The sequence below is a fragment of the Pseudomonas sp. S3_A03 genome (assembly GCF_054668275.1).
On record NZ_CP162753.1, the window covers coordinates 42,594 to 62,465 of the forward strand.

Genomic DNA, 19,872 nt, shown 5'->3' on the forward strand with positions numbered 1-19,872 from the left:
GGCACCTCTTCTTATGAGTAGAACGTTGGAGTCGGCAGGGCCTGGTTTAACGCCCAGTCCCCGAGTTCGTGGAGTTTGTAGTCCACCGGGTCGTGCAGGGTTTGTGTCCGCAGGTTGCGCCAGTGACGGTCCAGGCGCAGGGAGGCATGGGTGGAGCGCGCGCCGGTGACTTCAAACAGGCGGCTGCACAGGTCCAGGCCCTGGCGTGTGGCGGCGACCTTGGCGGTAGCGATGGCAATCGCCAGTTGGCCGCGTTCGTGTTCGCTTAGAGTTGGGCCTTTGGCCCACGCTTGGTCCAGCAACCCGGCGGCACGTTCCACCAAAAGGCGCACGCCTTCCAATGCGACCCAGAACTCGCCGTAGTGGTGCAGCACGTAAGGGTCCTGGCGCACGTCTTCGGCTGATGATTTGTGCCAGGCCCGGGTTTCGGTGAGGGTGTAATTGCGTGCTTCGTCAAAAGCACCTTCGGCAATGCCGAGAAACATATGTGTGAACGTCAGTTGGGCGATCAACGGACGCAAGCAGGCGAAGGGTGTGCTCAGTGGGCCTGGGTCGAGCAGTAACTCCGACTCTTCGACGCGTACCCGCTCAAAGCTGGCGCTGCCGCTGTCGGTCTGGCGCTGGCCGATATTGTTCCAGTCATTGTGTAAGGTGATGCCGCTGCGCCCGCTGGGGATGGCGGCGATGAGCAGCTTGCCGCCGGCGTTTTCGTCGACCGCCGAGGCGATCAGCATTTCCGAGTCGCTGGCGCCGGAGCAGAAACTCTTCTTGCCCGAGAATTCGCGCCAGCCACCGAAGTCTTTGACCACGGTGCGCGTATCCAAGGGGTTGAGGGCGTTGCCCCAGAACCAGTTTTTGCGTGCGGTTTGTTCGAACCAGGGTTGCCATTGGTCGGGGCGCGAAAACAGGCGCACGGTGGCGAGCATCAGGTGGTGGAAGCCGAAGACATGGGCGATGGAACTGTCGACCTTGGCTAATTCGCGCACGATGCCCAGGGTTTCGCTCCAGCGCGCGCCGAGGCCGCCATATTGGGTGGGAATGCTCAGGGCCAGCAGGCCGCTGTGGCGCAGGGCATCGCGTTCGGCCTTGGGGGTGCCACCGCGCTCGTCGCGTTCGACGGCGCTGAGGGCGAACTCGGCGGCCAGCAGTTTGGCGGTCTGCATCGGGGATGGCAGGACGCTGTGAGGTTTGGCTGTCACGCGGTGTTCCTCAAATGTCTATGTGGCAATGAGGCTGAATGTGGAGCGGGCTTGTTCGCCCCACTTAGAGCCGATCTCACTGAACTCAGGCCTTGGTCGTCGGCAACACATCGTTGGCAATCATTTCGCCGAACGGGCCAGTGAGGTTGGTGATGCCACGCCCGGCGAGGCTGGCGTAAGGTTCCGGCAGCAGCGGGAACACCAGCTCGGCAAAGCGGTAGGCCTCTTCCAGATGCGGGTAGCCGGAGAAGATGAAGCTCTCGATGCCCAGGTCGGCGTATTCCTTGATGCGCGCGGCCACTTGTTGCGGGCTGCCCACCAGCGCGGTGCCCGCGCCGCCGCGCACCAGCCCGACCCCGGCCCACAGGTTGGGGGCGATTTCCAGGTTGTCGCGGCGCCCATCATGCAGGGCCGCCATGCGGCGCTGGCCTTCGGAATCAAAACGCGAGAAGGATTTTTGCGCGGCGGCGATGGTTTCGTCGCTGATGTGCTCTATCAGTTTTTCGGCGGCTTTCCATGCGTCCTCTTCGGTTTCGCGCACGATTACATGCAGGCGAATGCCGAACTTCACCGTACGCCCGTGACGAGCGGCGCGTTCACGCACATCCGCGAGTTTTTCCGCGACGGCGGCGGGGGGCTCGCCCCAGGTCAGGTAGACGTCCACCTGTTCGGCGGCGAGGTCATGGGCGGCGTCGGACGAACCGCCGAAGTACAGCGGTGGGTAAGGTTTTTGCACCGGAGGGTACAGCGCCTTGGCGTTCTGTACGCGCAGGTGTTTGCCTTCGAAATCCACCGATTCGCCCTGCAAAACGCGGCGCCAGATCTTCAGGAACTCGTCGGAGACTTCGTAGCGTTCGCTGTGGTCGAGGAAGCTGCCGTCGCCACGGTTCTCGTCGGGGTCACCGCCGGTGACGACATTGATCAGCAAGCGGCCGTTGGACAGGCGATCCAGAGTGGCGGCCATGCGCGCGGAAACCGTGGGCGAGATGATGCCTGGACGAATCGCCACCAGGTAGCGCAGGCGTTCTGTCAGTGGTACCAGCGCCGAGGCGATGACCCAGGAGTCTTCGCACGAGCGTCCGGTAGGAATCAACACGCCGTGATAACCCAGGCTGTCAGCCGCCTGGGCGACTTGTTTCAGGTAATTGAGGGTAACGGGCCGTGCACCTTGGGTGGTGCCCAAGTAATGGCCGTCGCCATGTGTCGGTAAAAACCAGAAAACATCCATGACCAATCCTTAAGCGATTTTCAGCAGAGAGGATGAGTGCGCTGCAAATAAAGGCGCTGCGCGTTCTGCCGCAAGGCGTATCCGGCCCTTCAGGGGCTCGCTGGTTATTTGGTAGTCGGTGAAGTCGGCCTCGGTGGCGTACACGCCGATCGGCAAGGTCAGCGCCTGGAAGAAACTGAACAACGGCCTTAGCTGGTGATCGAGAACCAGGGCGTGGCGTTCGCTGCCGCCTGTGGCTGCGAGCAATACCGGTGTGTTGATCAGTGCGTTGAGACCGATCAGGTCGAACAAGTGCTTGAGCAGGCCGGGGTAGGACCCGCGATAGACCGGCGCGGCGACGATCAGCAGGTCGGCCTGTTCGATGGCCAGCAGTTGCGCTTCGACGTCGGCGGGCAGTTCGTCTCGGGACAGCGCACCGCCCAATGGTCGGGCAATGTCGCCCAGCTCGATCAGCGTGGTCTGGATCGGCAACAGATTGGCCAGTTCGACCAGCATGGCCTGGGTCAGTACCAGGGTGCGGGACGGACGCCAGGTTCCGCCGGAGAGGGCAACGACATTCAGGGGACGCGTCATGAACAGTTCCTTTTCAACAGTGGTTCAAAGCAGGTGAGGTGCAAGGTGTTGAGCAAGAGCTGTACCAACGAGTGCAGGCCTTGATTGGCGGGGGCTGCGGGCTCACTGCTGAAAAATGCTGCTGTTGTCTGCCTGCTGATTTGTTGAAGGGCTGTTGCCTGGGCAACAGTTGCTCGGCGAACAGTGCCGCTGTGCTGTGAAGCCATTTATAGAGGCTTATTGTTATTCCGTAAATTAATGCATTTACATATTTATAGATCATAAAGATATAAATGCGGCGGACTATTGAAGGTGCCTTGGCGGTTGATAGCGACTATCACGTGAGGTGATTTTTCACCGGGACGGGCCGCGAGTAGCCTGTGTTCATTGACTCGAAACCTCCTTTGCAGGCCAACGCCATGAACCGATTTCTCGCCGTTTCCTTATTGTTTGTCACCGCTGTCCTCGCCGGGTGTGCGACCCATCCTTCGCCCGAGTTGCGTCCTTACACGGCTGAAGAAACCAGGCAACTGGCTCTCGAAGCACTGAGCCGTCGCGGCTTATCGTTTGATGAATATCAACAGCAGCGAGCTGCACTGACTGGCCAGCCACAGAAGCCCTTTGGTTTTGATCGCCAGGGTGAAATGAACGCCGAACGTAGCGTGACATTGCATGGTCGTCCCAGTTGAGCCGGTGCTCAGCGGCAAAAAGCCCGAGGTTTCCCCTAAGGAACCTCGGGCTTTTTTGTTTGCCCTGGCGTTACTTCAGCCTGTTAAGCTGAATTTCAGGAGCGTTCCTACGCACATTTACATAAAGTGGTCCTTCTTTAACGGCATTCGATCGGGTAAACCTGACGACCTCTGTTTCTGGTCGATGCCCCTGAGACGCTGCTCTCGGGAACCTGCTCTGCGAGTCTTTACGTCATGAATAAACGTCCGTTGTATTTCGACTATGCCGCCACCACCCCGGCGGATGAGCGGGTCATCCAGGTAATGGTCGAGTGCCTGGGCTTCAACGCCAATTTTGGTAACCCCGCGTCCAGTTCCCATGCGTTTGGCCAGGCGGCCCGGCAAACGGTTGAACTGGCACGGCTGCAGGTGGCCGAGTTGGTGGGCGCCCAGCCTGAACAGATTGTGTGGACTTCTGGCGCGACTGAATCCAACAACCTCGCTATCAAGGGTGTCGCCCAGGCGCGCGGCGTTGCGGGCGGGCACATCATCACCAGCCAGATTGAACACAAGGCCACCCTGGACACCGCGCGACAGTTGCAGGAGAGCGGCGTGGCCGTGACCTACCTGGTGCCGGACGCCGATGGGCTGATCAGTGCCGAAGCCGTCAGTGAAGCGTTGCGTGACGACACTTTCCTGGTCTCCTTGATGCTGGTGAATAACGAACTGGGCACCCTGAACGACATCCCCGCCATTGGCGCGCGCGTACGTGAGCACGGCGCACTGTTGCATGTGGATGCGGCGCAAGGGGCGGGCAAAGTGGCTATCGACCTAGCGCAATGGCCAGTGGATTTGATGTCGTTTTCGGCGCACAAGCTGTATGGCCCCAAGGGGATCGGTGCGTTGTATGTCGGGGCGCGGGCGCAGCAGAAAGTGTTGGCGCAGATTCATGGTGGTGGTCACGAGGGCGGTCTGCGCTCCGGGACTTTGGCGACCCATCAGATTGCCGGTATGGGCAAGGCGTTTGCTTTGGCGGCGCAGTCGTTTGCCGAGGAGAAAGCACTGATTGTCGGGTTGCGTCAGCGCCTGTTGGATCAGTTGGCGTCGGTTGCCGGTGTGCGCCTTAATGGCAGCGCCACGCAGCGTATCCCCCATACCCTGAGCCTGACCTTCAGCGAAGGTGAATTCAATTCTGCGGCATTGAGCGTGGGTATGGCGTTTTCCGCGACATCGGCGTGCAACTCCGCGAGCAATGCGCCATCCCACGTGCTGCTTGCCCTGGGCCACGACGCGCGCAGCGCTGGCCGGACCATTCGCTTGAGCCTGGGCCGGTTTACCACCGAGCAGGACATCGATCAGGCCGTGCAACTGATCAAGGCCGCGCTCGCCAGTGCACCGGCGTTCTGGGCCGTCTGATTTCTACAATAATTATGAGTGTTTACAGGAGACACAATGAGTACGCAGCCTTTGACCCATGGAACGGTTCCCCAGCGCTTGGCGCGCATCCGTGAACTGATGAGTCGCGAGGGCATTCATGCCTTGCTGGTGCCATCGGCTGATCCCCACCTGTCCGAGTATTTACCGGGTTACTGGCAAGGGCGCCAATGGTTGTCGGGTTTCCATGGCTCGGTGGGGACGTTGATTGTCACTGCGGATTTCGCCGGTGTGTGGGCCGATAGCCGTTACTGGGAGCAGGCAACCAAGGAACTCAAGGGCAGTGGCATCGAGTTGGTGAAGCTGCAACCGGGCCAGCCTGGGCCACTGGAGTGGCTGGCCGAGCACACCCCGGAAGGCGGCGTGGTGGCGGTGGACGGCGCCGTAATGGCGGTGGCTTCGGCGCGCACCTTGAGCGGTAAGCTGGCGGAGCGCGGCGCGCGACTGCGCACCGATATCGATTTGCTCGATGAAGTCTGGCAAGGCCGCCCGGCGCTGCCGAACCAACCGATCTATGAGCATCTGCCGCCGCAGGCAACCGTCAGCCGTGGTGAAAAACTCGCCGCACTGCGCGCCAGTTTGCAAGAGAAGGGGGCCGACTGGCATTTCATCGCCACCCTGGATGACATCGCCTGGCTGTTCAACCTGCGTGGCGGCGATGTTTCGTTTAACCCGGTGTTTGTGTCGTTCGCGCTGATCAATCAGCAGCAGGCGACGTTGTTTGTGGCACTAGACAAGGTCAATGCCGAGTTGCGCGCTGTGCTTGAACAGGACGGCGTAACGCTATGTGACTACAGCAAAGTGGCGGCTGCCCTGCGCGAGGTCCCATCGGGTGCAAGCTTGCAGGTTGACCCGGCCCGTGTCACCGCGGGCTTGCTGGAAAACCTGGTGGGCGGCGTCAAGCTGATCGAAGGGCTTAACCCGACCACGCTGGCCAAATCCCGCAAGAGTTTGGCGGATGCGGAACATATCCGACAGGCCATGGAACAGGACGGCGCGGCCTTGTGCGAATTCTTCGCCTGGCTGGACAGCGCGCTGGGGCGTGAGCGCATCACTGAACTGACCATTGACGAACATCTCACGGCTGCGCGTACTCGCCGCCCTGGTTATGTATCACTGAGTTTCAACACCATTGCAGCGTTCAACGCCAATGGGGCAATGCCGCATTACCATGCAACCGAAGAAGAACACGCCGTGATCGAAGGCGACGGGTTGCTGCTGATTGACTCGGGTGGCCAGTATCTGGGCGGTACGACGGATATCACGCGGATGGTGCCCGTCGGTACGCCGAGTGAAGAACAGAAGCGTGACTGCACACGTGTGTTGAAGGGCGTCATAGCACTGTCCCGGGCCCATTTTCCCAAAGGGATTCTGTCGCCGCTGCTGGACTCCATTGCTCGCGCGCCAATCTGGGCCGAAGGCGTGGATTACGGCCACGGTACTGGGCACGGCGTAGGTTATTTCCTTAATGTGCACGAGGGTCCGCAGGTGATTGCCTATCAGGCCGTCGCTGCCCCGCAAACCGCGATGCAGCCGGGGATGATTACGTCGATCGAGCCCGGTACTTACCGTCCTGGTCGTTGGGGGGTACGTATCGAGAACCTGGTATTGAACCGCGAAGCGGGCAAGACCGAATTTGGTGAGTTCCTTAAGTTTGAAACCTTGACGTTGTGCCCGATCGACACCCGTTGCCTGGAAACTTCGTTGCTCACACAGGATGAGCGTGAGTGGTTCAATGCCTACCATGCCGAAGTGCGTGAACGGCTGAGTCCATTGCTTAATGGTGCTGGGTTGCAATGGTTGCAGACGCGTACGGCGGCTATTTGATCGGTTGCAGTTCAGGCACGACAGCAAACGCCCAGCGCTGGAAACGGCGCTATGCGATTAAGTAGACGGGTTTGCGCGGTGGGGCGACGGAGCAGTCGCGAGTGGACTGCTCGGTCGACTATCTGCAAATGACGATCATGCTGCGGCTGGTATAGCCCGCTGGGTTGAGGCCGAAGGGGTAGTCCCCTGGTTCCTCTGAATTGTCACCGGACTTAGCGATAACTCGGTAGCCCTTGGCGCCGCAAGAGTTGGTTGCACTCGTGTAGCACTGGTCCCAGGAGGAAGACAGGCCGGAACAGTTGATGTGCAGTCCTTTTTTGCCCCGCTTTACTTCTGTCTTGGTCGTCGCGGCACAACCTGCAATGGCCACGACGATTAACAGCATCAAAATTCGCTTCATTCCTATCCTTAATAGCCGCTTCGCATTGCTTGAAGCAGGCTTTACTCGCTCTCGAGTGTAGCGTTCGCGCTGTCCTTGTCGAAAATCTCCATGAATGACATTCGTTTGCAGGCTAAACATGGCCTAAATGGGCGGCAAATACTAGAGCGACCTTCAAAGATGATTCAGTCCACCGGTACCAGCGGCTTTGTCTCATTGCGCATCGTCAGCGTCGCACCTACCGAGGCCATGATGATGCACGTTATAGCCAGCCATTGCGCCAGGGACAGGTGTTCCTGCAGGAAGAGCAGGCCAGAGAGTGCGCCGAATGCCGGCTCAATGCTCATAAGGGTGCCGAAAGTACGCGCGGGCAAGCGCGTCAGTGCCACCATCTCCAAGGTGTAGGGCAGGGCGGTGGACAGTATGGCGACGCCGATGGCGACCGGGATCAACGCGGGCGTCAGCAACGCACTGCCGGCGTGCACTATACCGATAGGTGCCACAAACAGTGCGGCGATCATTACGCCGAGGGCGGCGGTCTGGACGCCGTTGTCGTTACCGGCCTTCTGTCCGAACAGAATGTAGAGGGCCCAGCAAACGCCTGCGCTTAAGGCATAGGCCGCTCCGAGCAAGTCGATGCCGCTGCTGGCTTCCCCTAGGGGAATCAACAGGAGCAGGCCGATGATCGCGAGGCCAATCCACAAGAAGTCTATTGCTCGTCGCGACGCGTAGATGGCTACCGCGAGTGGCCCAGTGAATTCAAGGGCGACTGCGATACCTAGTGGGACGCTGCGCAAGGACATATAGAAGAGGAAGTTCATGCCGCCCAATGCCATCCCGTAAATGATCACGGTGCGCAGGGACTTGGCTGTCAGGCTGGCGCGCCATGGGCGCAAGATGAGCAGCATGATCACACTGGCAAAAATCAAACGCAGGGTTGTAGTGCCTTGTGCGCCGACAATAGGGAACATGCTCTTGGCCAGCGAGGCGCCGGACTGAATGGAGGCCATGGCGATCAGCAGCAGTCCGACTGGGAACAATGCCGAAGCCAGGCTGCGGGGGGAGGTGGTCATTGGGGGAGATCCGGATCATGAGTGAGTAGCAGAGGGCGTTATGATGCTTAACTGTTTTAAATTGAGCAATATATTGCTCAATATTAGGGTTGGGTTTTTTATATAGATAGAACGTTCTTAGGATTTAAGGCTGTCTGATAGAAAAACAAAATTAACGCTTGACCGCAGATTCTGGAAGCCTATAATTCGCCCCACTTCCGGCGCAGTCGAAACGGAAAACTCCTTGGTAAACAATGAGTTACGCAGTTTTCGGCAGCAAGTTGCTTCAGTTCATCGAAGCCAAAAGGAAGTTGAAAAAGAGGTGTTGACAGCAGCGTGTAACGCTGTAGAATTCGCCTCCCGCTGACGAGAGATCGGAAGCGCAAGTGGTTGAAGTTGTTGAAGAAATCTTCGAAAGCTTCTGAAAATAACCGCTTGACAGCAAATGAGGCTGCTGTAGAATGCGCGCCTCGGTTGAGACGAAAGCTCTTAACCAACCGCTCTTTAACAACTGAATCAAGCAATTCGTGTGGGTGCTTGTGGAGTCAGACTGATAGTCAACAAGATTATCAGCATCACAAGTTACTCCGCGAGAAATCAAAGATGTAACCAACGATTGCTGAGCCAAGTTTAGGGTTTCTTAAAACCCAAAGATGTTTGAACTGAAGAGTTTGATCATGGCTCAGATTGAACGCTGGCGGCAGGCCTAACACATGCAAGTCGAGCGGTAGAGAGAAGCTTGCTTCTCTTGAGAGCGGCGGACGGGTGAGTAATGCCTAGGAATCTGCCTGGTAGTGGGGGATAACGTTCGGAAACGGACGCTAATACCGCATACGTCCTACGGGAGAAAGCAGGGGACCTTCGGGCCTTGCGCTATCAGATGAGCCTAGGTCGGATTAGCTAGTTGGTGAGGTAATGGCTCACCAAGGCGACGATCCGTAACTGGTCTGAGAGGATGATCAGTCACACTGGAACTGAGACACGGTCCAGACTCCTACGGGAGGCAGCAGTGGGGAATATTGGACAATGGGCGAAAGCCTGATCCAGCCATGCCGCGTGTGTGAAGAAGGTCTTCGGATTGTAAAGCACTTTAAGTTGGGAGGAAGGGCAGTTACCTAATACGTGATTGTTTTGACGTTACCGACAGAATAAGCACCGGCTAACTCTGTGCCAGCAGCCGCGGTAATACAGAGGGTGCAAGCGTTAATCGGAATTACTGGGCGTAAAGCGCGCGTAGGTGGTTTGTTAAGTTGGATGTGAAATCCCCGGGCTCAACCTGGGAACTGCATTCAAAACTGACTGACTAGAGTATGGTAGAGGGTGGTGGAATTTCCTGTGTAGCGGTGAAATGCGTAGATATAGGAAGGAACACCAGTGGCGAAGGCGACCACCTGGACTGATACTGACACTGAGGTGCGAAAGCGTGGGGAGCAAACAGGATTAGATACCCTGGTAGTCCACGCCGTAAACGATGTCAACTAGCCGTTGGGAGCCTTGAGCTCTTAGTGGCGCAGCTAACGCATTAAGTTGACCGCCTGGGGAGTACGGCCGCAAGGTTAAAACTCAAATGAATTGACGGGGGCCCGCACAAGCGGTGGAGCATGTGGTTTAATTCGAAGCAACGCGAAGAACCTTACCAGGCCTTGACATCCAATGAACTTTCTAGAGATAGATTGGTGCCTTCGGGAACATTGAGACAGGTGCTGCATGGCTGTCGTCAGCTCGTGTCGTGAGATGTTGGGTTAAGTCCCGTAACGAGCGCAACCCTTGTCCTTAGTTACCAGCACGTCATGGTGGGCACTCTAAGGAGACTGCCGGTGACAAACCGGAGGAAGGTGGGGATGACGTCAAGTCATCATGGCCCTTACGGCCTGGGCTACACACGTGCTACAATGGTCGGTACAGAGGGTTGCCAAGCCGCGAGGTGGAGCTAATCCCATAAAACCGATCGTAGTCCGGATCGCAGTCTGCAACTCGACTGCGTGAAGTCGGAATCGCTAGTAATCGCGAATCAGAATGTCGCGGTGAATACGTTCCCGGGCCTTGTACACACCGCCCGTCACACCATGGGAGTGGGTTGCACCAGAAGTAGCTAGTCTAACCTTCGGGAGGACGGTTACCACGGTGTGATTCATGACTGGGGTGAAGTCGTAACAAGGTAGCCGTAGGGGAACCTGCGGCTGGATCACCTCCTTAATCGACGACATCAGCTGCTCCATAAGTTCCCACACGAATTGCTTGATTCATTGAAGAAGACGATAAGAAGCAGCCCGAAATTGGGTCTGTAGCTCAGTTGGTTAGAGCGCACCCCTGATAAGGGTGAGGTCGGCAGTTCGAATCTGCCCAGACCCACCAATTTTGTGTGGGAAACGCCTGTAGAAATATGGGGCCATAGCTCAGCTGGGAGAGCGCCTGCCTTGCACGCAGGAGGTCAACGGTTCGATCCCGTTTGGCTCCACCACTACTGCTTCTGACGTATGAAAGCTTAGAAATGAGCATTCCATCCTGGCGATGGTGAATGTTGATTTCTAGTCTTTGATTAGATCGTTCTTTAAAAATTTGGGTATGTGATAGAAAGATAGACTGAACGTTACTTTCACTGGTAACGGATCAGGCTAAGGTAAAATTTGTGAGTGATTACAGATTTTCGGCGAATGTCGTCTTCACAGTATAACCAGATTGCTTGGGGTTATATGGTCAAGTGAAGAAGCGCATACGGTGGATGCCTTGGCAGTCAGAGGCGATGAAAGACGTGGTAGCCTGCGAAAAGCTTCGGGGAGTCGGCAAACAGACTTTGATCCGGAGATGTCTGAATGGGGGAACCCAGCCATCATAAGATGGTTATCTTGTACTGAATACATAGGTGCAAGAGGCGAACCAGGGGAACTGAAACATCTAAGTACCCTGAGGAAAAGAAATCAACCGAGATTCCCTTAGTAGTGGCGAGCGAACGGGGACTAGCCCTTAAGTGGCTTTGAGATTAGCGGAACGCTCTGGAAAGTGCGGCCATAGTGGGTGATAGCCCTGTACGCGAAAGTCTCTTAGTCATGAAATCGAGTAGGACGGAGCACGAGAAACTTTGTCTGAATATGGGGGGACCATCCTCCAAGGCTAAATACTACTGACTGACCGATAGTGAACTAGTACCGTGAGGGAAAGGCGAAAAGAACCCCGGAGAGGGGAGTGAAATAGATCCTGAAACCGTATGCGTACAAGCAGTGGGAGCCCACTTTGTTGGGTGACTGCGTACCTTTTGTATAATGGGTCAGCGACTTATTTTCAGTGGCGAGCTTAACCGAATAGGGGAGGCGTAGCGAAAGCGAGTCTTAATAGGGCGTCTAGTCGCTGGGAATAGACCCGAAACCGGGCGATCTATCCATGGGCAGGTTGAAGGTTGGGTAACACTAACTGGAGGACCGAACCGACTACCGTTGAAAAGTTAGCGGATGACCTGTGGATCGGAGTGAAAGGCTAATCAAGCTCGGAGATAGCTGGTTCTCCTCGAAAGCTATTTAGGTAGCGCCTCATGTATCACTGTAGGGGGTAGAGCACTGTTTCGGCTAGGGGGTCATCCCGACTTACCAAACCGATGCAAACTCCGAATACCTACAAGTGCCGAGCATGGGAGACACACGGCGGGTGCTAACGTCCGTCGTGAAAAGGGAAACAACCCAGACCGTCAGCTAAGGTCCCAAAGTTATGGTTAAGTGGGAAACGATGTGGGAAGGCTTAGACAGCTAGGAGGTTGGCTTAGAAGCAGCCACCCTTTAAAGAAAGCGTAATAGCTCACTAGTCGAGTCGGCCTGCGCGGAAGATGTAACGGGGCTCAAACCATACACCGAAGCTACGGGTATCACGTAAGTGATGCGGTAGAGGAGCGTTCTGTAAGCCTGTGAAGGTGAGTTGAGAAGCTTGCTGGAGGTATCAGAAGTGCGAATGCTGACATGAGTAACGACAATGGGTGTGAAAAACACCCACGCCGAAAGACCAAGGTTTCCTGCGCAACGTTAATCGACGCAGGGTTAGTCGGTCCCTAAGGCGAGGCTGAAAAGCGTAGTCGATGGAAAACAGGTTAATATTCCTGTACTTCTGGTTATTGCGATGGAGGGACGGAGAAGGCTAGGCCAGCTTGGCGTTGGTTGTCCAAGTTTAAGGTGGTAGGCTGGAATCTTAGGTAAATCCGGGATTCTAAGGCCGAGAGCTGATGACGAGCTAACTTTTAGTTAGCGAAGTGGTTGATGCCATGCTTCCAAGAAAAGCTTCTAAGCTTCAGGTAACCAGGAACCGTACCCCAAACCGACACAGGTGGTTGGGTAGAGAATACCAAGGCGCTTGAGAGAACTCGGGTGAAGGAACTAGGCAAAATGGCACCGTAACTTCGGGAGAAGGTGCGCCGGTGAGGGTGAAGGACTTGCTCCGTAAGCCCATGCCGGTCGAAGATACCAGGCCGCTGCGACTGTTTATTAAAAACACAGCACTCTGCAAACACGAAAGTGGACGTATAGGGTGTGACGCCTGCCCGGTGCCGGAAGGTTAATTGATGGGGTTAGCTAACGCGAAGCTCTTGATCGAAGCCCCGGTAAACGGCGGCCGTAACTATAACGGTCCTAAGGTAGCGAAATTCCTTGTCGGGTAAGTTCCGACCTGCACGAATGGCGTAACGATGGCGGCGCTGTCTCCACCCGAGACTCAGTGAAATTGAAATCGCTGTGAAGATGCAGTGTATCCGCGGCTAGACGGAAAGACCCCGTGAACCTTTACTATAGCTTTGCACTGGACTTTGAATTTGCTTGTGTAGGATAGGTGGGAGGCTTTGAAGCGTGGACGCCAGTCTGCGTGGAGCCAACCTTGAAATACCACCCTGGCAACTTTGAGGTTCTAACTCAGGTCCGTTATCCGGATCGAGGACAGTGTATGGTGGGTAGTTTGACTGGGGCGGTCTCCTCCTAAAGAGTAACGGAGGAGTACGAAGGTGCGCTCAGACCGGTCGGAAATCGGTCGTAGAGTATAAAGGCAAAAGCGCGCTTGACTGCGAGACAGACACGTCGAGCAGGTACGAAAGTAGGTCTTAGTGATCCGGTGGTTCTGTATGGAAGGGCCATCGCTCAACGGATAAAAGGTACTCCGGGGATAACAGGCTGATACCGCCCAAGAGTTCATATCGACGGCGGTGTTTGGCACCTCGATGTCGGCTCATCACATCCTGGGGCTGAAGCCGGTCCCAAGGGTATGGCTGTTCGCCATTTAAAGTGGTACGCGAGCTGGGTTTAGAACGTCGTGAGACAGTTCGGTCCCTATCTGCCGTGGACGTTTGAGATTTGAGAGGGGCTGCTCCTAGTACGAGAGGACCGGAGTGGACGAACCTCTGGTGTTCCGGTTGTCACGCCAGTGGCATTGCCGGGTAGCTATGTTCGGAATAGATAACCGCTGAAAGCATCTAAGCGGGAAACTAGCCTCAAGATGAGATCTCACTGGAACCTTGAGTTCCCTGAAGGGCCGTCGAAGACTACGACGTTGATAGGTTGGGTGTGTAAGCGCTGTGAGGCGTTGAGCTAACCAATACTAATTGCCCGTGAGGCTTGACCATATAACACCCAAGCAATTTGACTACTCGAAAGAGCATCAGATTGCGGTGTGTGAAGACGAAACGAACCGAAAGTTTGTAACTCACAAAACACCGACTGCTGTCACATACCCAATTTGCTGAAGCGAGGCCATCTGGTCACGAGTCAGTACCCGAATTTCTTGACGACCATAGAGCATTGGAACCACCTGATCCCATCCCGAACTCAGTAGTGAAACGATGCATCGCCGATGGTAGTGTGGGGTTTCCCCATGTGAGAGTAGGTCATCGTCAAGATTAAATTCCGAAACCCCATTTGCGAAAGCAGATGGGGTTTTGTTTTGGGCGCTCGGAAAGTGCAAGAAGCTCGTGCAACCATCCTGACAAAAAAGATTTTTCAACATGCCATTGGGGGAAAACGATGCAAAGTGTTTCTGCATTTTTGGTATGGTGCAGCACATTTTCACAAGGACTGATTTTTATCCGCAGGATGCGGCGTCGACCTTCTTCAAAGAGATGCTGTAGAAATGCCTGAGCCGATACCGATCAAAGATCACGAAAAAGAGAACCGCCTGGTCAATAAGCGCCTTCTTGCCTGCGCGCTGTTGGTGGTCAGCATCACTTGCGCGTTGGTAGGGCGCATGTATTTTCTGCAAGTGGTGCAGTTCGATTATCACTCCACGATTTCCGAAAACAACCGTGTACACGTGTTGCCCATCACGCCGACGCGTGGGCTGATCTACGACCGCAACGGCGTAGTACTGGCCGACAACCGCCCTAGTTACAATCTGACCATCACCCGGGAGCGCACCACCGATCTCAAAGGTGAGCTCGACGCCATCGTCAACTTGCTGCACCTGCCCGTCGAAGACCGCGCCATATTTGACAAGGCCTTGAAGCAGGCACGCCATCCCTTCGTCCCAGTGACGTTATTTTATGAGTTGACAGAGGAGCAAATCGCATTGCTGGCGGTGAACGAATTCCGTCTACCAGGCGTGGATGTCGAACCGCAATTCGTCCGTCACTACCCAATGGGCGCTCACTTTGCTCACTCGATCGGCTATGTAGGACGGATCAATGAGAAAGAATCCAAGGCTCTCGATTCAGTGGAGTATCGTGGCACGCAATCCATCGGCAAGACCGGCATCGAGCGTTTCTACGAGTCCGAGTTGCACGGCCATGTGGGTTATGAAGAGGTCGAAACCAATGCCCAAGGTCGGGTACTGCGGGTGCTCAAACACACAGACCCGACCCCTGGTAAAAACATTGTCTTGAGTCTTGACGTAAAACTTCAGGAAGCGGCCGAGCAAGCCCTGGGTGATCGCCGTGGCTCGGTGGTCGCCCTCGACCCACAGACCGGCGAAGTGCTGGCCATGGTCAGCAAGCCGAGTTTCGACCCCAACCTCTTCGTCACTGGCATCAGCTTCAAGGAATATGCTGCATTGCATGACTCCATTGACCGACCGCTGTTCAATCGTGTCCTTAGAGGCCTGTACGCACCGGGCTCGACCATCAAGCCAGAGGTGGCCATTGCCGGGCTCGACAGCGGTGTAGTCACCGCCCAGACACGCGTGTTCGACCCCGGATACTATCAACTGCCCGACTTTGACCATAAATACCGCAATTGGAATCACAGCGGCGACGGTTGGGTGGATATGGACGCCGCCATCATGCGTTCCAACGATACCTACTTTTATGACCTAGCCCACAAACTGGGCATTGATCGCTTGCACGACTACTTGGCCGAATTCGGTCTTGGCCAGAAAGTGTCCCTGGATATGTTCGAGGAATCGGCTGGTTTGATGCCATCCCAGGCCTGGAAACGTGCCACGCGTCGTCAGCCCTGGTTCCCGGGCGAAACGGTGATCCTTGGCATCGGCCAGGGCTACATGCAGGTTACGCCGTTGCAACTGGCCCAGGCCACCGCACTGATCGCCAATAAAGGCGTGTGGAACCGACCGCATCTGGCGAAGACCATCAACGGCGAGCCACCGGTGGACGAAAACCCCATGCCGAACGTTGTCCTGAAGGACCCGCATGACTGGGAGCAGGTCAACCACGGTATGCAATTGGTCATGCATGACCCCCGTGGAATTGCACGGGCGGCAGCGCAAGGTGCGCAATACCGCATCGCCGGCAAGAGCGGTACCGCGCAGGTGGTGGCGATCAAGCAGGGCGAGCGCTACAACCGTGAGAAGACGCTGGAACGCCATCGCGATAATGCCCTGTTCGTGGGTTTCGCACCCGCTGAGCATCCGAAGATCGTGATCTCGGTGATGATCGAAAACGGCGAAGCCGGTGGTCGTGTCGCCGGGCCCGTGGTACGGCAGATCATGGACGCCTGGTTACTTGACCAGGAAGGCCACCTGAAGCCGCAATACGCGACGCCGGCAAAAGCCCCAGGGGATCCGCACGTTTAAGTCATACCTGCCCCTCGCCCCAGTGCTCGATGCCTTCATGGGCAAGCCATGGCACATCGTGTGCCGTCCAGATGTGCGAGGTAGGCTTGACGCCTGGATCATCATCCAGCGTCGCCACCCGCACAATCACATGGGGCTGATGCCCACGTTCCGCCATCAGATGTGAGCCGCAACGCGAGCAGAAATGCCTGAATTTTCCAGGGGAAGATTCAAATGACGACAACAACTCCTCCCCCTGCGTCCAGCGAAAATGTTCACGCATCACCCCGGCGGTTGCGACAAATGGCGCCGCATGTACTTTGCGGCAAGTGGAACAGTGGCAGTGGCTGATGAGCATATCCAGGCGGCTTATCTGGTAGTGCACGCCTTTGCAGAAGCAACTTCCATTCAATGGGTCAGTCATAACGTATTGCCGGTTCAAGGACGGGGCATCATCATTGCTTACAACCTCAGGTTGCGCATTATTTGATGTCGCCTACTGTCAATGAAGGAGGTGACTTATGCACGTATTAGATCGCATAGAGCGAAAAGTCCTGCTCAAGGCTTCACGTAAACAAGTATGGGAAGCACTGACCAACGCCGAGCAATTCGGCACCTGGTTCGGCATTGCTCTCAAGGGCAAAACCTTTGTCGCGGGAGATACCATTGAGGCGCCGATTACTTACCCCGGTTACGAGCACGTAATCTGGAAGGTCAAAATCGAACGCATCCTGCCGCAAACACTGTTCTCTTTCCGGTGGCATCCCTTCGCGGTGGAGGAGGGCGTCGACTACGACATCGAAACCCCGACCTTGGTTGAGTTCACAATTGAGGACCGCGCGCCGGGCATTCTGCTACGGGTGATGGAGTCGGGTTTCGACAGGGTGCCTGAAGCTCGTCGGAAAAAGGCATTTAAGATGAACTCACGTGGCTGGGATGAACAAATGGGCAATATCGAAAACTATCTGAACGAAGCCCCAAGGCGCGACCCACAAAGTGGGCATCATCACTGATGCCCATCCGTGTTATCCCCAACGCTCAAGCACGCTTCTTTTTTGAAGGCGGTACGCACCAGAGCTGACCGCTTTGGACGTACAACGACATGCAACAAATTTTGCAGTTTGCGGTTTACCCGCCGCGTTTGGGCAGATGCCGCGTAGAATCACTGCCTGAAAGCGATTCTTGAGGTGCGGCACGGTGGATTTACAGCAGGGGTTTGTCCTGACCCGGCATTGGCGCGACACCCCGGCGGGCACGGAGGTCAGTTTCTGGCTGGCCACCGACCAGGGGCCACGGTACATCCGCCTACCTGTGCAGACCTCGGTGATGTTTATCCCCGAGGCTCATCGCAAACCGCTCGATTGGCTGCTCAAGGGCGAGCGCGATATCGAGTTGCGCCCGCTGCAGTTGTGCGATTTCCATCACCGTCCGGTTCTGGGCCTGTACACCCGCCAGCACCGTCAGTTGATGGATGTGGAAAAGCGCCTGCGTGCCGCCGGTGTCGACGTTTACGAAGCTGACGTGCGCCCGCCGGAGCGCTACATGATGGAGCGCTTCATCACCGCTCCGGTTTGGTTTGGTGGTACGCCTGATGCGGCGGGCACCCTATGCGATGCGCAGATGAAACCCGCCCCCGAATACCGCCCTCCGCTCAAACTGGTCTCCCTGGACATTGAAACCACTGCCCAGGGCGACTTGTATTCCATTGCGCTCGAAGGCTGCGGTGAGCGCCAGGTCTACATGCTCGGCCCACCCAACCAAACCACCGCGGTAGATTTCAAGCTCGACTACTGCGATACCCGCGCCCAATTGCTCGAACGCCTCAACCAATGGCTCGCCACCTTTGACCCCGATGCGATCATCGGCTGGAACGTGGTGCAATTTGACCTGCGGGTGCTGCATGAACATGCCCAACGTCTCAAGGTGCCGCTCATGCTCGGGCGTGGTGACGAGCCGATGGCCTGGCGCGAGCATGGCAGCCGCAACCATTATTTCGCGGCAGCGGCGGGGCGTTTGATCATTGACGGTATCGAGGCGCTGCGTTCGGCCACTTGGAGCTTCGAATCCTTCAGCCTGGAAAACGTCGCGCAGACTCTACTCGGTGAAGGCAAGGACATCTCCACACCGTATCAGCGCATGGATGAAATCAACCGCATGTTCGCCGAGGACAAGCCCGCCCTGGCGCGTTACAACCTCAAGGACTGCGAGCTGGTCACGCGCATTTTCGAAAAGACCGACCTGCTTAAGTTCCTGTTGGAGCGGGCCAGCGTCACCGGCCTGCCGGCCGACCGCAACGGTGGCTCGGTTGCTGCGTTCACCCACTTGTACATGCCGCTGATGCACCGCCAGGGCTTCGTCGCCCCCAACCTGGGCGACAAACCTCCCGAGGCCAGCCCAGGCGGGTTTGTCATGGACTCACGCCCCGGCCTCTACGAATCTGTGCTGGTGCTCGATTACAAAGCCTTTACCCGTCGATCATCCGCAGCTTCCTGATCGACCCGGTTGGCCTGATCGAAGGCCTCAAGCACCCCGATGACAGCGACTCGGTGGAAGGCTTTCGTGGTGCACGCTTTTCCCGCACGCGACACTGCCTGCCGTCCATCGTCGCGGGGGTGTCCGAAGGCCGTGAAGTGGCCAAGCGCGAACACAACGCGCCGCTGTCCCAAGCCCTGAAAATCATCATGAACGCCTTCTACGGCGTACTCGGTTCCAGCGGTTGCCGGTTTTTCGATACACGTCTGGCATCGTCGATCACGATGCGCGGCCACCAGATCATGCGCCAGACTCGCCAATTGGTTGAAGCCCAGGGCCATGAAGTGATCTACGGTGATACCGACTCCACTTTCGTCTGGCTCGGCAGCGCCCATTCCCAGGAAGACGCCAGCCGCATCGGCCAGGCGTTGGTCAAGCACGTCAACGACTGGTGGCGTGAGCACCTGCAAACGGCGTTCGGCCTGCAAAGTGCCCTGGAACTTCAATACGAAACCCACTTCACACGCTTTCTCATGCCCACCATTCGTGGCGCGGAGGAGGGCAGCAAAAAACGCTACGCCGGGCTGGTCACCCGTGCCGATGGCAGCGAAGAAATGATCTACAAAGGCCTGGAAGCCGTGCGCAGTGACTGGTCGCCCCTGGCCCGGCGATTCCAGCAGGAACTCTACCAGCGCATCTTCCACCGCCAGCCCCACCAGGACTACATCCGCGACTATGTGCGTCGAACCCTGAGCGGTGAATTCGACGAGCTGCTGATCTACCGCAAGCGCCTGCGCCGCCAATTAAACGACTACGAACGCAACGTGCCGCCTCATGTGCGCGCTGCACGCCTGGCCGATGAATATAACGATCGACTGGGGCGCCCGCGCCAGTACCAACGTGGTGGCTGGATCAGCTATGTGATCAGCGTCAACGGCCCCGAACCCCTGGAAGTGCGCCAAGCACCCATCGACTACGACCACTACGTCACCCGCCAATTGCAGCCGGTGGCCGATGCGATCCTGCCGTTCGTGAATGACGACTTTGGCACGCTGGTCGGGGGGCAAATGGGCTTGTTCTAGAACGCTTGCGTCGTGAT

Annotated in this window: 11 protein-coding genes, 2 tRNA genes, 3 rRNA genes and 1 pseudogene; 11 read left to right on the forward strand and 6 right to left on the reverse strand. The window is 56.7% G+C overall.

Annotated features, from left to right (window positions below):
* Positions 1-11: 11 nt before the first annotated feature.
* The 3 genes from AB4O25_RS00250 to msuE all read right to left on the reverse strand — a co-directional run bounded on the left by AB4O25_RS00250 (position 12) and on the right by msuE (position 3,000).
* Positions 12-1,163, reverse strand: a complete 1,152-nt coding sequence (locus tag AB4O25_RS00250) for an acyl-CoA dehydrogenase family protein (RefSeq protein WP_175404178.1) — start codon at positions 1,161-1,163, stop codon at positions 12-14.
* 121 nt (positions 1,164-1,284) lie between these two features.
* Positions 1,285-2,427, reverse strand: coding sequence for an FMNH2-dependent alkanesulfonate monooxygenase (ssuD, locus tag AB4O25_RS00255; RefSeq protein WP_017530367.1), 1,143 nt, complete (start codon positions 2,425-2,427; stop codon positions 1,285-1,287).
* Positions 2,428-2,436: 9 nt separating this feature from the next.
* Complete coding sequence (gene msuE, locus AB4O25_RS00260) at positions 2,437-3,000, reverse strand: FMN reductase (RefSeq protein ID WP_065876946.1); 564 nt, start codon at positions 2,998-3,000, stop codon at positions 2,437-2,439.
* Positions 3,001-3,398: 398 nt separating this feature from the next.
* Between msuE and AB4O25_RS00265 the strand changes: the two genes are divergently transcribed.
* The 3 genes from AB4O25_RS00265 to AB4O25_RS00275 all read left to right on the forward strand — a co-directional run bounded on the left by AB4O25_RS00265 (position 3,399) and on the right by AB4O25_RS00275 (position 6,908).
* Complete coding sequence (locus tag AB4O25_RS00265) at positions 3,399-3,668, forward strand: hypothetical protein (RefSeq protein WP_026067463.1); 270 nt, start codon at positions 3,399-3,401, stop codon at positions 3,666-3,668.
* 234 nt (positions 3,669-3,902) lie between these two features.
* On the forward strand, positions 3,903-5,063 hold the full coding sequence (locus AB4O25_RS00270) for a cysteine desulfurase family protein (protein ID WP_460150236.1): 1,161 nt from the start codon (positions 3,903-3,905) through the stop codon (positions 5,061-5,063).
* A gap of 36 nt (positions 5,064-5,099) precedes the next feature.
* Positions 5,100-6,908 carry an aminopeptidase P family protein gene (locus tag AB4O25_RS00275; RefSeq protein WP_116079469.1) on the forward strand — a complete coding sequence of 603 codons (1,809 nt, stop codon included), beginning with the start codon at positions 5,100-5,102 and terminating at the stop codon, positions 6,906-6,908.
* 118 nt (positions 6,909-7,026) lie between these two features.
* On the opposite strand, the gene AB4O25_RS00280 is transcribed toward AB4O25_RS00275, so the two are convergent.
* Positions 7,027-7,308 carry a hypothetical protein gene (locus tag AB4O25_RS00280; protein ID WP_017530372.1) on the reverse strand — a complete coding sequence of 94 codons (282 nt, stop codon included), beginning with the start codon at positions 7,306-7,308 and terminating at the stop codon, positions 7,027-7,029.
* Between the two features lie 164 nt (positions 7,309-7,472).
* A complete protein-coding gene (rhtA, locus tag AB4O25_RS00285) occupies positions 7,473-8,360 on the reverse strand; it encodes a threonine/homoserine exporter RhtA (protein ID WP_017530373.1) in 888 nt (295 codons plus the stop codon).
* A 638-nt stretch (positions 8,361-8,998) separates the two neighbouring features.
* Between rhtA and AB4O25_RS00290 the strand changes: the two genes are divergently transcribed.
* From AB4O25_RS00290 to mrdA, 6 genes are all read left to right on the forward strand, one after another.
* Positions 8,999-10,535 (forward strand): 16S ribosomal RNA (locus AB4O25_RS00290).
* Between the two features lie 82 nt (positions 10,536-10,617).
* Positions 10,618-10,694 (forward strand) — tRNA-Ile (locus AB4O25_RS00295).
* Between the two features lie 30 nt (positions 10,695-10,724).
* Positions 10,725-10,800, forward strand: a tRNA-Ala gene (locus AB4O25_RS00300).
* Positions 10,801-11,034: 234 nt separating this feature from the next.
* A 23S ribosomal RNA gene (locus tag AB4O25_RS00305) occupies positions 11,035-13,926 on the forward strand.
* Between the two features lie 157 nt (positions 13,927-14,083).
* A 5S ribosomal RNA gene (gene rrf / locus AB4O25_RS00310) occupies positions 14,084-14,199 on the forward strand.
* The 16S, 23S and 5S rRNA genes sit together here with 2 tRNA genes alongside, the layout of an rRNA operon.
* Positions 14,200-14,429: 230 nt before the next feature.
* Entirely contained in the window at positions 14,430-16,322 is a 1,893-nt protein-coding gene (mrdA, locus tag AB4O25_RS00315) for a penicillin-binding protein 2 (RefSeq protein ID WP_017530702.1), read from the forward strand.
* A gap of 1 nt (position 16,323) precedes the next feature.
* On the opposite strand, the gene AB4O25_RS00320 is transcribed toward mrdA, so the two are convergent.
* The gene (locus AB4O25_RS00320) at positions 16,324-16,725 is read right to left on the reverse strand and encodes a GFA family protein (RefSeq protein WP_032883631.1); all 402 of its coding nucleotides are present in this window, start codon (positions 16,723-16,725) and stop codon (positions 16,324-16,326) included.
* 97 nt (positions 16,726-16,822) lie between these two features.
* Between AB4O25_RS00320 and AB4O25_RS00325 the strand changes: the two genes are divergently transcribed.
* Together AB4O25_RS00325 and AB4O25_RS00330 are read left to right on the forward strand one after the other, a co-directional pair.
* Positions 16,823-17,314: an SRPBCC family protein gene (locus AB4O25_RS00325; RefSeq protein WP_017530701.1), complete on the forward strand. Its 492-nt coding sequence runs from the start codon at positions 16,823-16,825 to the stop codon at positions 17,312-17,314.
* A 184-nt stretch (positions 17,315-17,498) separates the two neighbouring features.
* Positions 17,499-19,855 (forward strand): annotated as a pseudogene (locus AB4O25_RS00330) (DNA polymerase II).
* The last annotated feature ends 17 nt before the right edge of the window (positions 19,856-19,872 follow it).